Source organism: Fuerstiella sp. (genome assembly GCA_022447225.1).
In the GTDB taxonomy this organism is placed as follows: Bacteria; Planctomycetota; Planctomycetia; order Planctomycetales; family Planctomycetaceae; genus S139-18.
In genome coordinates this window covers 12449-26048 of sequence record JAKVAZ010000011.1, presented here as the reverse complement: position 1 = coordinate 26048, position 13600 = coordinate 12449, and the positions used below count along the sequence as shown (strand labels likewise).

General features: G+C 53.5%; 11 protein-coding genes. 6 read left to right on the top strand and 5 right to left on the bottom strand.

Translation table 11 applies throughout. The features are described from left to right. Positions 1 to 131 precede the first annotated feature (131 nt). On the top strand, positions 132 to 851 hold the full coding sequence (locus MK110_13315; GenBank protein ID MCH2212277.1) for an NAD(P)H-hydrate epimerase: 720 nt from the start codon (positions 132 to 134) through the stop codon (positions 849 to 851). 206 nt (positions 852 to 1057) lie between these two features. On the opposite strand, the gene MK110_13310 is transcribed toward MK110_13315, so the two are convergent. From MK110_13310 to MK110_13300, 3 genes are all read right to left on the bottom strand, one after another. Beyond that, positions 1058 to 1810 carry a hypothetical protein gene (locus MK110_13310; GenBank protein MCH2212276.1) on the bottom strand — a complete coding sequence of 251 codons (753 nt, stop codon included), beginning with the start codon at positions 1808 to 1810 and terminating at the stop codon, positions 1058 to 1060. A 417-nt stretch (positions 1811 to 2227) separates the two neighbouring features. After that, entirely contained in the window at positions 2228 to 3529 is a 1302-nt protein-coding gene (gene hemL, locus MK110_13305) for a glutamate-1-semialdehyde 2,1-aminomutase (GenBank protein MCH2212275.1), read from the bottom strand. A 94-nt stretch (positions 3530 to 3623) separates the two neighbouring features. Further along, positions 3624 to 4925, bottom strand: coding sequence for a hypothetical protein (locus MK110_13300; GenBank protein MCH2212274.1), 1302 nt, complete (start codon positions 4923 to 4925; stop codon positions 3624 to 3626). A 344-nt stretch (positions 4926 to 5269) separates the two neighbouring features. Here MK110_13300 and MK110_13295 point away from each other — a divergent pair, with 344 nt between their 5' ends. Further along, on the top strand, positions 5270 to 6682 hold the full coding sequence (locus MK110_13295; GenBank protein ID MCH2212273.1) for a Gfo/Idh/MocA family oxidoreductase: 1413 nt from the start codon (positions 5270 to 5272) through the stop codon (positions 6680 to 6682). A gap of 269 nt (positions 6683 to 6951) precedes the next feature. Here the strand turns inward: MK110_13295 and MK110_13290 are convergent, their stop codons facing one another. Further along, positions 6952 to 7563 carry a hypothetical protein gene (locus tag MK110_13290; GenBank protein MCH2212272.1) on the bottom strand — a complete coding sequence of 204 codons (612 nt, stop codon included), beginning with the start codon at positions 7561 to 7563 and terminating at the stop codon, positions 6952 to 6954. Positions 7564 to 7856: 293 nt separating this feature from the next. Between MK110_13290 and MK110_13285 the strand changes: the two genes are divergently transcribed. Next, a complete protein-coding gene (locus MK110_13285) occupies positions 7857 to 8678 on the top strand; it encodes a creatininase family protein (protein MCH2212271.1) in 822 nt (273 codons plus the stop codon). Positions 8679 to 8795: 117 nt separating this feature from the next. Then, positions 8796 to 9074: a hypothetical protein gene (locus tag MK110_13280; GenBank protein MCH2212270.1), complete on the top strand. Its 279-nt coding sequence runs from the start codon at positions 8796 to 8798 to the stop codon at positions 9072 to 9074. A gap of 54 nt (positions 9075 to 9128) precedes the next feature. Here MK110_13280 and MK110_13275 read toward each other — a convergent pair whose 3' ends face one another. Continuing rightward, positions 9129 to 11060: a PQQ-dependent sugar dehydrogenase gene (locus MK110_13275; GenBank protein MCH2212269.1), complete on the bottom strand. Its 1932-nt coding sequence runs from the start codon at positions 11058 to 11060 to the stop codon at positions 9129 to 9131. 295 nt (positions 11061 to 11355) lie between these two features. Between MK110_13275 and MK110_13270 the strand changes: the two genes are divergently transcribed. Together MK110_13270 and menC are read left to right on the top strand one after the other, a co-directional pair. After that, a complete protein-coding gene (locus tag MK110_13270; GenBank protein ID MCH2212268.1) occupies positions 11356 to 12357 on the top strand; it encodes an aldo/keto reductase in 1002 nt (333 codons plus the stop codon). Positions 12358 to 12411: 54 nt separating this feature from the next. Next, positions 12412 to 13524, top strand: a complete 1113-nt coding sequence (gene menC / locus MK110_13265) for an o-succinylbenzoate synthase (protein ID MCH2212267.1) — start codon at positions 12412 to 12414, stop codon at positions 13522 to 13524. Positions 13525 to 13600: the final 76 nt, after the last annotated feature.

Genomic DNA, 13600 nt, shown 5'->3' with positions numbered 1-13600 from the left:
AGTAAGTCGCTATTTGTGCTAACCGAAGAAAAATCGGACGGTGCCGCAAAGTTTAACCGATTCTTCACCATTCGTCCCGGCAGGCATCGAGGGCAAAGTCAACCACACCGGAATTTCTCCAAAACACAACGATGAATGCCCCTTCTGCTTCGAACTTAAATGAACTGATTCTGTCCCGGGATGAAGCACGGGCAGTCGACGCCGCTGCCGTTAAAGCACTGGGACTTCCCGGACTACTGATGATGGAAAATGCGGCCCGCGGCACTGCCGACCATTTACCCGATCCCGGAGCGTCTGATCAGGTCGCAATCCTGTGTGGTCCCGGGAACAACGGAGGAGACGGTCTGGCCATTGCCCGACAACGCGCAGCTGAGGGATACCGTTCACAGGTGTTCCTGGAAACGGCTGGCAGGCCTCTGTCGGCCGACACGCGAAGCAACCTCGAATTTCTCACAAACAGCGGCGTGAACGTTCAGATCCTGAATGACGGTTCAGACTGCCCGAGATTGCTGGCTGACATGGCTCCGAATGACTGGATTGTCGATGCACTCCTGGGAACAGCTGTTCGCGGTGAACTTCGATCCCCGTTCAGCCGTTGGGTCGAATCAATCAATTCATCCCCCGCACAGGTATTGTCCGTTGACGTACCCTCAGGTCTGAACTGTGATGATGGCAGTTGTGGGAATCAATGTGTTCAGGCGGACATCACGGTGTCCTTCGTCGGAACAAAACGCGGGTTTCTCACACCAGCGGCACAGAAATACACAGGCCGTGTCGTGATTGCACACATTGGCATACCACAGGCATGGATTCATGACTGGATCATTCAGTATCGTCAGGAAAAGTCCTGACATCCACATGTGTCGAGGCCCCGAGACAACACAACAGGCACCGATCAGAACTGATCAGCCGGCACAAAATGAGTCCTTCAAAGGGTACGAAAGGTGTCCCGTCTTCCCGGGAAACACAATGCAGAACCGACAGGCAGCACACTAACCTTGCTGAACATTGTCAGGATCCGGCTGTGAGATGTTCATACCCGCAGCGAAACAGCGGATCATTCATCCGTTTTCGTCAATTCGTCGAACTGCATTCGTCCCACCTGCCACATATAAGCGGGGCCGAACCCGGCCGTTCGGGGCCACTCACGTGAAGTGGCACTCCGCAGTGCATCCCGCGCAGCCACACGATCGTCCTGCACGGTTTTCAGAAGACCAATATAGAGTTCCGTATAAAACAATCTCTTGTCACGCTCGGAGGCAGGGAGAGACTCCGAAACCTGCTCCAAAGCTTCCTCCGGCGTGACACTGCCGTCAAATAATCGATACACGACAGGAAACGGCTGCCGGTCATCTTTTTCATAACGCAACAGTTCTTTGGCGGCCCGTTCCGCTCCAAAGGCTCGATAGTGGCAAAGAAAACGCCAAATTCCGTTCTCCCGGTCAACATCGTCAAAGGAATGGTATTTATCAAACTGAGCGGCGGCTGTTTCAGGCTGACCATTAAAGAACAATGCAATTCCAAGCCTCCAGTGTGACGCATCAAGTTCAGGCTGAAGTTTGACCATTGCCAGGTATTCCTCAACCGCCTGTTTGTAGTCCCGCAAAAACATACGAGCATCACCTCGACGCGAATGGATCGAGACGGTCGGTGGAATGTCATCCGTGGACTCGATCACTCTGCGGTATTTCTGTTGAATCTTCTGACGCTCTGCTGCTGTCAGAGGATGAGTGACCGGTTCGTCGAATGCCCATGCATACGGAACCGGCAGAACCGCGGCAAAACAACAGCACACCACAGACCGGACCATAGAATTTGTCCCGAAAAACATTAAAAATTCGCAGTAATATTGTCGTGCCGTAAAAGACTCAATTCAACTCAGCCAAGTCTGGGTGTGTCCAAGGTTTCAACTGGTCGACAGTTTCTTTGGTATTCGGAGTCGTTTTCATCTCATGGAGACAACACACCACTGCCACACAGAGTCCCGTAAAAGACAGCACAGCAACGTCCACACTGAAGCATTGCTTCCCCTGATGTCACGGATTCGACAGATCGCGGCAGCGACTTTGAAATCATTAAACAGACATCAATTCGGCATCCGGAGCAAACCGAATCTGATTCTGTAACGAAAATCGTCAAACACGTTTTCTCAGACGTTCCGTATCTGAGCAGTTGCACACCGTCGGGCCTGACGGCACCGGCCACACCTGTACGATTCGTATGATGGCTACTTTGCCAATTCACGCATCGTGAGGGTAGCTGATTCCAGTGTACGATCGATGTACTCGCCGGTGTGGGCCGCTGAAACAAACATGGCCTCGAACTGACTGCAGGGCAGGTACACGCCGCGATTCAGCATACCGTGAAACCATCCGGAAAAACGCTCGGTATCCGACCGCATCGCCGAAGCCAAATCTGTAACGGGACCAGCGTTAAAGAACAGGGTCAGCATACTGCCAACTCGATTCACGGTCACCGGGATACCAACAGCGGCAGCCGCTTCACGGAACCCGGATTCAAGTTGTGCCCCCAGTTCTTCCAGCCGATCGAACGGATCTTCGTCGCGTAATGTGTTCAAGGTCGCCAATCCACTGGCCATGGCCACAGGATTCCCTGACAGAGTTCCCGCCTGATAGACCTCACCAACCGGAGAGACGGAGTCCATAATGTCGACTCGCCCTCCATAGGCACCCACGGGCATGCCCCCGCCGATAATCTTGCCGAGTGTTGTCATGTCCGGCGTCACACTGAATCGGTGTTGAGCACAGTGAATGCCAACCCGAAAACCAGTCATGACTTCGTCAAAGATCAGTACAGCACCATGTTCCGTACACAAACTGCGTAATGTGTTCAGAAACCTGATGTCTGGCACCACACAACCCATGTTTCCACAAACGGGTTCAAGAATCACAGCAGCCAGGGTGTCTCCGTATTCGCTGAATGCCTGAGTGACCGCGTCCTCATCATTGTAAGAAAGAATCAGAGTGTCGGATGTGCAGCCCGCAGGGACCCCCGGACTGGACGGTGCCCCCAGAGTCAGCGCACCACTTCCTGCCTGAACGAGCAACGAATCGACATGTCCGTGGTAACAGCCCGCAAATTTAATGATACGATCCCGACCCGTAAATCCGCGTGCCGCGCGGATGGCAGACATCGTGGCTTCGGTCCCTGAATTCACCATCCGCACACGGTCGATACCGGGTACCAGTTCACAAACCAACTCGGCAAGATCAGATTCCGCCACCGTCGGTGCGCCAAAACTGGTTCCCTTGGCAACGGCCTGTTCAATCGAGGAAACAACTGCCGGATGCTGGTGTCCCAGTATGTGAGGTCCCCAGGAGCCCACAAAGTCGATGTAGACGTTCCCGTCAATATCTGTGATCAGCGGACCATCACCACGGGCAATAAACGGAGGAACCCCGCCAACGGCACCAAATGCGCGAGCGGGACTGTTGACTCCACCGGGAATACTGCGTTGAGCTCGTTCGAACTGCTGCTGACTCTGAGAACGCCCGGAAGTATCGACCATGGACTTTATACCCTGACACCTTGCGAGACCAAGAGACCTTCAACCTTATCCAGGTACGGTCGTCAAACTTAACCCGAAAACGCACCCGCCGGGACTATTCAAATTCTTCAACCTCGAGTCCTTCCCGAGCTGCTTTGAGTTCGTCGATGACGTCAAACCCGATGCTCGTATTGGCAACATTCAACCACTTCAGCTCCGGCATTGCTGAAAGCTGGCGGAAACCTTCATCAGACAATTGCGTCGCACCAACGTTGAGTCTTTTTACCTTAGTCAGCTTCAGAAGCGTCTTCACCGATTCGTCTGTAATCGATGTCGAACTCAGATTCAGTTCCTCAAGTTTCGTGAGTCCGTCCAAAGTATTGAAAACAGCATCATCCATTCGGGTATACCGACAGACCAGAGTCTTCAGGCTGGTCATTCTGCTGATCGGTGACAGTTCGCCTTTTCGGAGCAGGCGACATTCACTGATGTCCAGAAAACTGACATGAGGCAATTTCGAGATAATTTCCAGCCCCTCAACATCCAGCGACGTTTCCCGAAGTTCCAGTCGCTCGATCGTTTCGATTCCCGCCAGATGAACAAACCCGGCGTGCGTAACATCACAACCTGTCAGACGCAGACGCTTGAGTTTCCTGAGATTGGCAACTGCCTGCATTCCTTCGTCCGTGACTTCCGTCTCCGAAAGCTGAATGGCAGTCAGACTTGACATCCCGCCAAGTATTTTCAGAGTTTGATTCGATATCGATGTACAAAAATTGAGATTGATGGACTTAAGCGAAAGATGGCTGATCGCTCTGACGCCGGCATCCGTCACATCGCATTTCTCAACCTGCAGGTCGAGGAGTGACGAAATTTTTGCCAGATGCTCCAGACCCTCGTCTGAGACTTTGGTGTTGCGTACGTCAACAACACGTAACACCGGCAGGCCACTCAGACTGATCAGTCCATCGTTGGTTACAGCAGACCGCCTCAACTGCAGGACTTCCAGCTTTTGTAGTCCTTCACAGGCTTTCAGGGCCCCGTCCGCTGCTCGTGAATCAGAAATGTTCAATTGTTTAAGATTCGGCAGTTCAGCAATGACATCCAGACCATTGTCTGTCAGAGCAGGGCCCGTGAACTGAATCCGCGTCAAACTGTTGAGGCCCCTCAGATGAGACAATTGATCCGACTGATCTTCGTTGAAGGCCATCGATACCGCAGTAACATTGCCGGCCTGATTCGCAGTCAGCTTGAAGCCGGCGGCCGTTAAAGCAGCCACGGCTGCAGGATCGTCCGCTGCTACGGTTGGTGTCTCACCGGCTCCGCCGTCACCGGACGACTTCGGAACAGAACCTGATCGGTCCTCGCTGCAGCCGCACAGCATCAGTGTCACAGTCAGTCCGGCTGCCAGTGCCATTTGACAGCAACGTTTTCTTACATCCACGACCGGGAAAAAGAGGGTCACTCGCAACATCAATTCACTTGAAAAAAGAGGAAGGGGCACCAGGAAACAGAGAAGCGAATCCAACGTTCATAAAAACAACAATACCGGACCGGAATCAGGTCGCATAACTTCTGAAAACATTGGGATTGTTTGCTCTTTGTGGCAGCGTTGTTATCGTGGGAGCAGAGTTTTCGACAAACTTGACTGAATTTCTCAGCCTTCCTGCATCAAGGAACTGGCGTACACCCAGTCCCTGCTGAATTCCACGTTTGTCGTTTTCCTACCGCAATTTGTACAGAATCAAAGGTGATACTTCGATGGCTCGAAATACGAATCGACGTCAATTCATAGGACAGTCTGCAGGAATCGGAGCAGCCTATTGGGTTGGAGGCGGTACTCAGGTCAAAGCCTCACGTTCGGCGCTTCAATCATTGAGCGCCGCATGTGTGGGGGTTGGAGGAAAAGGCCGGTCTGACACCAGCAACATATACGACCAGGGCGTTTCAATTGTCGGAATCTGTGATGTCGACGCAAATACTCTCCAGCAGAAGCAACGCGAATTTCGCGATGCTGAGTCTTTCAGCGACTACCGTGAGATGCTGGATAAGATGGGTGAAAAAGTTGACATCGTCACCGTCAGTACGCCGGACCATAGTCATGCCGCCGCCGCATCCATGGCGATGAAGATGGACAAACACGTTTACTGCCAGAAACCACTGACCTGGTCGATTTACGAGGCACGCCATCTGCGCGAGCTTTCCGAAGAAAAAGGTGTGGTCACACAAATGGGGAACCAGGGCACGGCCGGTGACGGACTGCGCGAAGCTGTGGAAGTCCTGCGAGCAGATGCGATTGGTGACGTGACCTCGGTCCACGTGTGGACCAATCGACCAGTGTGGCCCCAGGCGGTGGGTCGGCCGGAAGGTGAGGATCCCGTTCCTGCACACCTGAACTGGGACAGCTGGATCGGTCCGGCTCCAATGCGTCCCTATAAGCAAGGTGTTTATCATCCATTCAAATGGCGAGGATGGGTCGATTTCGGCACCGGGGCACTGGGCGATATGGCCTGCCACACCACCAATCTTCCGATCATGGCTCTGCATCTGTTTGATCCGATTGCCATCACAGCCGTGAAAAATCCAGGCCTCTACGAAAACGAGACCTATCCGTCCAGCAGTTTGCTGAAATTCGAGTTCCCTGAACGTGAGGGAATGGCTGCCTGCGACATGTACTGGTACGACGGAGGCGAACTGCCACCCGAGGAACTCACCAGTCAGCTGCCGGAAGGCTTCAGGAAAAAGATCACAGCGCAACGCCAGGGTGGTCCGAAAACCAGCGGCATGCTGGCCGTGGGTACCAACGGGATGCTGTTTTCAGCTGATGACTACGGTCAGAGGTATTATCTTTTGCCGCGGGACGGTTTCTCAAACTACGAAAAGCCGGAGCAGACGCTGCCACGAATCCCCTTCAACGGTGCGCCTGACGAACGACAGAAGTGGGAATTCGTGAAGTCAATCACCGGCGAGCACAAGCCCGGCACGATGTCGAACTTCACCTACGCCGGTCGTCTCACAGAGACCATATTGATCGGCAACCTGGCACTTCGTGTCGGTGAAGGGGATCGCATTGAATGGGATGCAAAGAACCTGAAAGCAACCAATGTTCAGGATTTGAGCGTTGACGTGAATCAGTTTGTACATCGCGAATACCGCGAAGGCTGGACACTCTGAACACAGCCCGCAACATCCGCAGTTCTCTGCGGAAACCGGTCACGTGACAGGACACGTCCCTGGAACAGTTCGTACTGTTCGGAGACCGGATTAGGCTCTGATGAAGTTTGATCCGGCGTGCCCCCTATTTCCTCCAGGCGGTACAGTGAATTTTCCGCAACGTTTTTGATGACTTCGGAATAGTGCAAAGTCGTAGTCGTTTGTCCTTCTGCAACCGGTGTTGGTACTCGAAGGACAAACTCAGCGACATCCGTCCGGTTGTACATCACTTAGGCCAGACGTAAACGCTCGATGGACCTCGGAGCTGTCGATGAGAAATCAGGGTACAGGACGGGACCGACATCCACCTGAAACAGCCCCTGCGGTGGATGGACGTTGATGTAGGGAATTGGATATTCCAGTCTGGCCTGCCACTCTCCGGACGGATCATTCAGCGTGGTGCGGCCGACCAGACATTCTCCGTCCAGGGTCGCACGGATGATTTCGTCCACCGACTGCAGAGTTTCGGCATGGCCATGCTCCAGGATGAAACGCAAACCGGTCCAGTTGGCCCAGCTGCCGTCGAACCCCTGGCGAGAAACCGTCATTTCGCCGGACTGGATCACATCGCTGTCATGATTTGCGAATTTCTTTTGCAACGACGAGTCGCCGTCGCTGAAGATCACACAGACTTCTGAGGTCGGCACCTGAGCGATGCCTCGCTTTTGGTACATGTACTCGCCGACGCATTCTTTGCCCAGGAAAAACTGCTGTGTGTCCCCCGCACTTTTGTCTGTGAGTTCGCAGCGGGCCAGCAGCTGCGCGCGACACGTATTATTTTCTTCCCCGTCCACAGCCGAAACACAAATAGCGAAACACCTGCGGTAATCCAAAATTTCCATTGGTTTCAGTACCCGGAAGCCGATCGTTACAACCTGAACACCGTGGTCGAGACAGCAGACATCCCTCTCCAGGCCAGCTTACCGTCCAGGACCGTTGCTTCAAGCAACCACGATTGGTGCCGCTGCCGAAAAGAACTTAAGCTTTTAATTTCGGATGATCCATTACAGGCAAACCACCGGCGTTCACTGTGCCGGCAAATCATGATCCTGCTTCAAGGGTATCTGCCAAGTCGATTGCACGGAATTCCTCCTCAACTGATAATCGGACTTCTCAACATTCAAGGAACAACATTATGCCCCGCTTCTGCACTCTGCTCGCTGTCGTTTCACTTGCCTTCATCGCGCCTCCGGATCCGATGAGTCCCGATCCGGAATCACCACGACTGATCGATTCGGTTGATACTGTGTTCATCGAAGATTTGACATGGATGGAAGTCCGCGATGCAATGCGAGACGGTAAAGACACCGTGATTGTTGCCACGGGAGGCGTCGAGCAAAACGGTCCCTATCTGGTCACCGGCAAACATAACGTCGTGCTGCGAGGGACCACAGCCGCAATTGCCCGTAAACTCGGCGATGCACTGGTTGCTCCAATCGTGCCGTTTGTTCCTGAAGGTGACATCGATCCGCCAACTTTGCACATGAAGTATCCTGGCACGATCAGTCTGACCGAAGAGACATATGAAGCGTTGCTGACAGATATCTGTGCCTCGCTTCGTGCGCACGGATTCAGACATATCATTCTCATCGGTGACAGCGGCGGCAATCAGGATGGGATGAAGCACGTTGCCCAGCAGCTCAACAGAAGCTCTCAGGGCGGCAGGCTGCATTACATTCCGGAGTATTATGATTTTGCGGCGGTAGCAGACTGGCTGGAAGAACGGGGAATTTCACAAACGCCGGAGGGTCTGCATGACGATTTCGGCATGACAGCGATGATGATGAGTGTCGACCCGCAAAGTGTTCGTACCAAACAACGTCTAGCAGCGGACAGGTTTCATATTAACGGTGTGGATCTGGCTCCGGCGGAACAGACAATGGACTGGGGACGGCGTCTCATCAGTTTCCGTGCAGAGCTGACGGTCCAGGCGATAAAAAAGGCACTCGCCGAGTAGGACGTTCGGCAGGAATCTCTACCGATTCGCAGACAAAGTGATCCACCGGTGACGCCTCATCCGATGTACGCGTTTTGCCGCGGTTTTCAGAAAACCGCATGATGAATTCGACTGTCTGTGGAACCTGCAGCATATTTCGACTGCCGAAGTGTTTTGAGATTCCTGCTTCCGCCCCGGCTTTGGGACGGCAACCTGGAATTTGCACCGAAGAGTCTGTTTGGTGATGCGGAACACACATATCGCGTGATGCGTGGTGCTGCGACCATCGGCATCGATACACTCGGTGGCACCGTTTTCACAACGGGAGGCACCGCATGGTCCCGTGGTCTGACCGATAAAGAGCCACAGGTGCAGCAGATTACCCGCAACGTACCGGATCGCCTGTCTTCGTGGTGAAACTTCCGAACAAACGCCGGCAGAAGCCCGGCCGGGATGGGTGGGGCCGGCTGTTCACTCAGAACGTTCGAATCGGTAAATACCCTGACCGGTCACGGTTTGAAGGTTGTAATACACTTCTCCGTCCTCGTCTTCGCCGAATGACAGCACCGGAATTCCGGTCGAAGCGATGCTCATATTCCCGTTCACTCGACCGGTTGATTCGTCGTACTGCAGTGCCCAGATTTTTCCACTGACGAAGTCGGCATACAGATAACATCCCTGCAGTTCAGGGAACTGTTTGCCACGGTAGACGAAACCGCCGGTAATCGATTTCCCAATCTGGTGATCATATTCCCAGACAGGGCCAATCGGAGCGTCATTCGTTGTCGGAGGATTGTTATTGAACGGATAGGAGCCTTCACGAACACTCCAGCCATAGTTACCGCCTGGTTTTACGATATTGATCTCTTCCCAAAAATCCTGCCCCACATCCGGAGCCCACAGAGTGCCTGTTGCCCGGTCCACTGTCAGACGCCAGACGTTACGGAAGCCGTAAGCAAAGATCTCGGGCAGAGCGTCTTCTCGCTGCAGAAACGGATTGTCAGCGGGGACCGCATAATTTTTCCCGTGTTCAGTCGCATTCACATCGATTCTCAGGATCGATCCCATCCACGTCTTTAGATTCTGACCATGCTGCAGAGGATCATTACGTCCCCCTCCATCGCCAAGGCCAATGTACAAATACCCGTCATGACCAAAGGCAATGGCTCCGCCGTTGTGATTGGAAAACGGCTGAGGGATCTTTATGACAATCTGTTCACTGTCCGCATCTGCAACCCCAGGGTTGTCAGCCGAGGCGAGAAAACGCGACACAATAGAAACACGAGGTTCAGTGGCCGAACTGTAGTAAACGTAGAATTGCCGATTCGATTCATAATTCGGATGGAACGCGAGTCCCAGCAGCCCTTCTTCATCATCGATTTCCCAGTCCTGAACCTGCTCACGAAGATCCAGAAACATCCTGGCCTGCCGGGTCTCGGAATCGTTTGGAAAAACGTAGATGGCTCCGCGCTGCGTCGCGACAAACACTCGGTTCGTCCCGTCCCCCGCATGAGTCAGCACCATCGGACGCAGTTGATGAACCAGCCCGTTTTCATCGACGGTTTCAAACCCCTCCCATTTCATCTTTGGAAAGGCAACAACGCCCTTAATCGGCAGTCTGCCATCAACGGGATCTGCAACCTTCCCGTCCATATCGAGCTCACGAATTTTGATGTTCCGAAATGCAACCAGATCTCCATGGTCCTGCAGGCAAATGTGTCCTGATTCGGCTTTCCCAAACTGAGGGAATCCGGCGAATTTACTGGCCGCAACCCGTTTGTCCCAGTCTTCACTGCCCTTAACAAAATAGAAGTAGCTCACTCCGTTCATGGCCACTTCACATTGACTGGGTGACACGCGCAGATAAACGTGGTTCCAGTCTCCGGCAGGTCGAGTGGAATCGTCGACATCCGTACTTTCAATACCTGCCTGTTCTTCCAGCAGCTTCGCCCAGTGTGGTTTTTCAGGCTTGTACAGCTGATACAGCCACCCGGATTTCTGGGGGTCGTGTCCGTCAACATTATCCTGGATCTGCACTTCCGGGCCACTGTACCAGGGCCTGTCGAAATCCTCGGTCACGTGAAACATAATCCCACTGTTGCCGGCCTTCGAAACTCGATATTCGAGAGACAGTTCAAAGAATCGGTACTGTTCGGTGGTGACAATGTCACCCGCACCTTTCGCTGTACGTTCCAGAACACCGTCCGCCACCACCCAGCCGTCGCTCAGTTCACCGGCACGGTAGTTCCGCCAGCCGGCTGATGTTGTTCCGTCAAACAGCAGTTTCCATCCACTGCGCTGCTCTGCAGGTGTCAGTGTGTTAACCGGCACTTCAGCTTTCGCGGATGACACAGCGGGCAACAGACAGATGGAAAGCAGAACCTGGCGAATCGAAACATTCATAGGGATGCTCTGTAATTGATTTTTTCGAAAACTCACAACATCGCGGCGACACCGCTCTATAAGACTCGCCGTAACTGTCAGAGATTGTAGCGGGATCAAGGATCCAAACAGAACCACATCCTTCAATTTCAGCGCAGTTGAATATTCCCAAAGAACAGCAGCCGACCGAATCGAAAGGCGTCTTTCAGAAACATATGTTATCTGCATCTGTCGGTCACTGATCGATTTTTGACATCACCTGTTACTGATAACATCAGGACGATTCAGCCTGAACAACCAACCGTGAGGACTAACAGTGGACTTTAGAAATGTAGGGAAGTGCGGCGTCAAGGTGTCTCCGGTCTGTCTTGGAACCATGATGTTTGGCGGCCAGACGAATGAAGCAGATTCGGTGCAGATCATTCACAAGGCATACGATCAGGGGATCAATTTCATTGATACCGCCAACATGTATAACGCCGGGGAGTCTGAAAAGGTGGTTGGCCGGGCGATTGCGGACCGCCGTGACCGGATTGTGCTGGCCACCAAGGGACGGCAGAAGATGGGGGATGGTCCAAATCAGCAGGGCGGCAGTCGCATGCATCTGATGCATGAGCTTGACGCAAGTCTCCGGCGTCTGGGCACGGATTACATTGACATCTACTACTACCACGCTCCCGACAATTCGACACCAATGGAAGAGTCCCTGCGTGCTCTGGACGACATGGTCCGAAGTGGCCGGGTTCATTACATTGCCTGCAGCAATTTTCGCGCCTGGGAAATCTGTGAATCACTTTGGATCAGTGACCGGTTCCATCTCAATCACTTCGCGTGTATTCAGCCGCTGTACAATATCGTGAATCGTGATGTCGAAGTCGAAATTTTGCCATTGTGTCAAAAACATGGTATCGGTGTTGTCAGCTACAGCCCGCTGGCTCGCGGAATCCTCAGCGGCAAGTACACGAAATTCGGCGAGTATCCCGAAGGCAGTCGTGCATCACGCGGTGACATGAGAATGACCCAGGCGGAACTTCGCCCTGCAAGTTTCGAGATTGCTCAGCAGATTGCTGCCCATTGCAAAACAAAAGGCTGCACCCCGTCACAATTTGCACTGGCGTGGGTTCTGGCCAATCCGATCCTGACGTCCGTGATCATCGGGCCTCGGACGATGCAGCAGTACGACGATAATATCAAATGCCTGGATGTAGAAATCACCACAGACGATGAAGCATTTATTAACGGACTGGTCCCAATCGGTGAACACAGCGGATTTGGTTTTCAGGATGACGCCTATCCAATCACCGGTCGCGGACGATAAGTCCGCCGGGCCATTCCGCATGGGCCGGTGCAGACAGCAGAGAGAACACGTCTGATGCGCATTGATCGAATTGAATTGTTTCACGTCAGCATGCCGCTGATCTATCCGTGGAAAACGGCTTACGGTGAAGACGCAGCCATTCATTCGGTCCTGTGTCGAATGACGAGTGGGTCCGTGGATGCCTGGGGGGAAAGCGCGCCGTTTGCCGCACCGTGTTACAGTCCGGAATGGGCCGGTGGAATATTTGCGATCAATCGCGAGTGGCTGGGACCAGCGGTTGTCGGCCAGGAAATTGATTCCGGCGAACAACTTCAGCAGAAACTCAACCTGTTCAAAGGCAACCCCTTCGCCAAGGCAGTTCTCGATACCGCCTGGTGGGCTCTGCAGTCAAAACTGACAGGTCAGCCGTTGCATCGGTTGTTAGGTGCCAATCGCGATATTGCTCCTGTCGGCGCGGACTTCGGCGTGATGGATTCAACCGACGATCTGGTGACTTCCATTGGACAGGCGGTGGACGACCGGTTTCCCCGGACAAAATTAAAATTTCGTCCAGGCTGGGACAATGACATGCTGGCCATCGTGCGCAGGGAATTTCCCGATCATACCATTCACATCGACTGTAACAGCGGATACCGACTGGCCGACGTTGACCTGTTCCGCAAGGCCGACGAATTCAATCTGGCCATGATTGAGCAGCCACTTCAGCACGACGATCTCGTCGACCACGCGGAACTGGCCCGCACCATTCAAACGCCGGTGTGCCTGGACGAAAGTCTGACCACACCCCGCCGAGCCCGGCAGGCCGCCGAACTGAAGAGCTGTCGCTATTTCAACATCAAACCCGGTCGCGTGGGCGGTCTGACAAATGCAAAACAAATTCACGATATTGGTCGCGATGCAGGCATTCCGTGCTGGGTCGGAGGCATGCTGGAAAGTTCGTGCGGGGCCGGATTTTGTGCGGCTCTGGCGATGCTCGACAACAATTCCTATCCGGCCGACATCTTTCCGAGTTCAAAATTCTACGTTGAAGATCTGAGCGATCCGCCTTGTGAACTGACGCGAGATGAATCCGGAGTTCCGTCGGTGCGGGCGCCCGACCCGTTGCCGGAACCTGTCGAATCCCGGCTGGAAAAACGGCTGGTCGAGCAGGCTCGGATTCAGGCCTGATTGGCACCGTACATGCGTCCAGGTGGCTGGACGACCAGTTGATATTGTTTGGCCGGAACGATGTCGAGATCAACAC

Excerpts from the sequence above, each read along its gene's own strand:
- MK110_13310 (MCH2212276.1), bottom strand. The coding sequence starts at position 1,810 with ATGGTCCGGTCTGTGGTGTGCTGTTGTTTTGCCGCGGTTCTGCCGGTT.
- MK110_13295 (MCH2212273.1), top strand. The coding sequence starts at position 5,270 with ATGGCTCGAAATACGAATCGACGTCAATTCATAGGACAGTCTGCAGGA.
- MK110_13275 (MCH2212269.1), bottom strand. The coding sequence starts at position 11,060 with ATGAATGTTTCGATTCGCCAGGTTCTGCTTTCCATCTGTCTGTTGCCC.
- MK110_13300 (MCH2212274.1), bottom strand. The coding sequence starts at position 4,925 with ATGGCACTGGCAGCCGGACTGACTGTGACACTGATGCTGTGCGGCTGC.
- MK110_13285 (MCH2212271.1), top strand. The coding sequence starts at position 7,857 with ATGCCCCGCTTCTGCACTCTGCTCGCTGTCGTTTCACTTGCCTTCATC.
- hemL (MCH2212275.1), bottom strand. The coding sequence starts at position 3,529 with ATGGTCGATACTTCCGGGCGTTCTCAGAGTCAGCAGCAGTTCGAACGA.
- MK110_13315 (MCH2212277.1), top strand. The coding sequence starts at position 132 with ATGAATGCCCCTTCTGCTTCGAACTTAAATGAACTGATTCTGTCCCGG.
- menC (MCH2212267.1), top strand. The coding sequence starts at position 12,412 with ATGCGCATTGATCGAATTGAATTGTTTCACGTCAGCATGCCGCTGATC.
- MK110_13290 (MCH2212272.1), bottom strand. The coding sequence starts at position 7,563 with ATGGAAATTTTGGATTACCGCAGGTGTTTCGCTATTTGTGTTTCGGCT.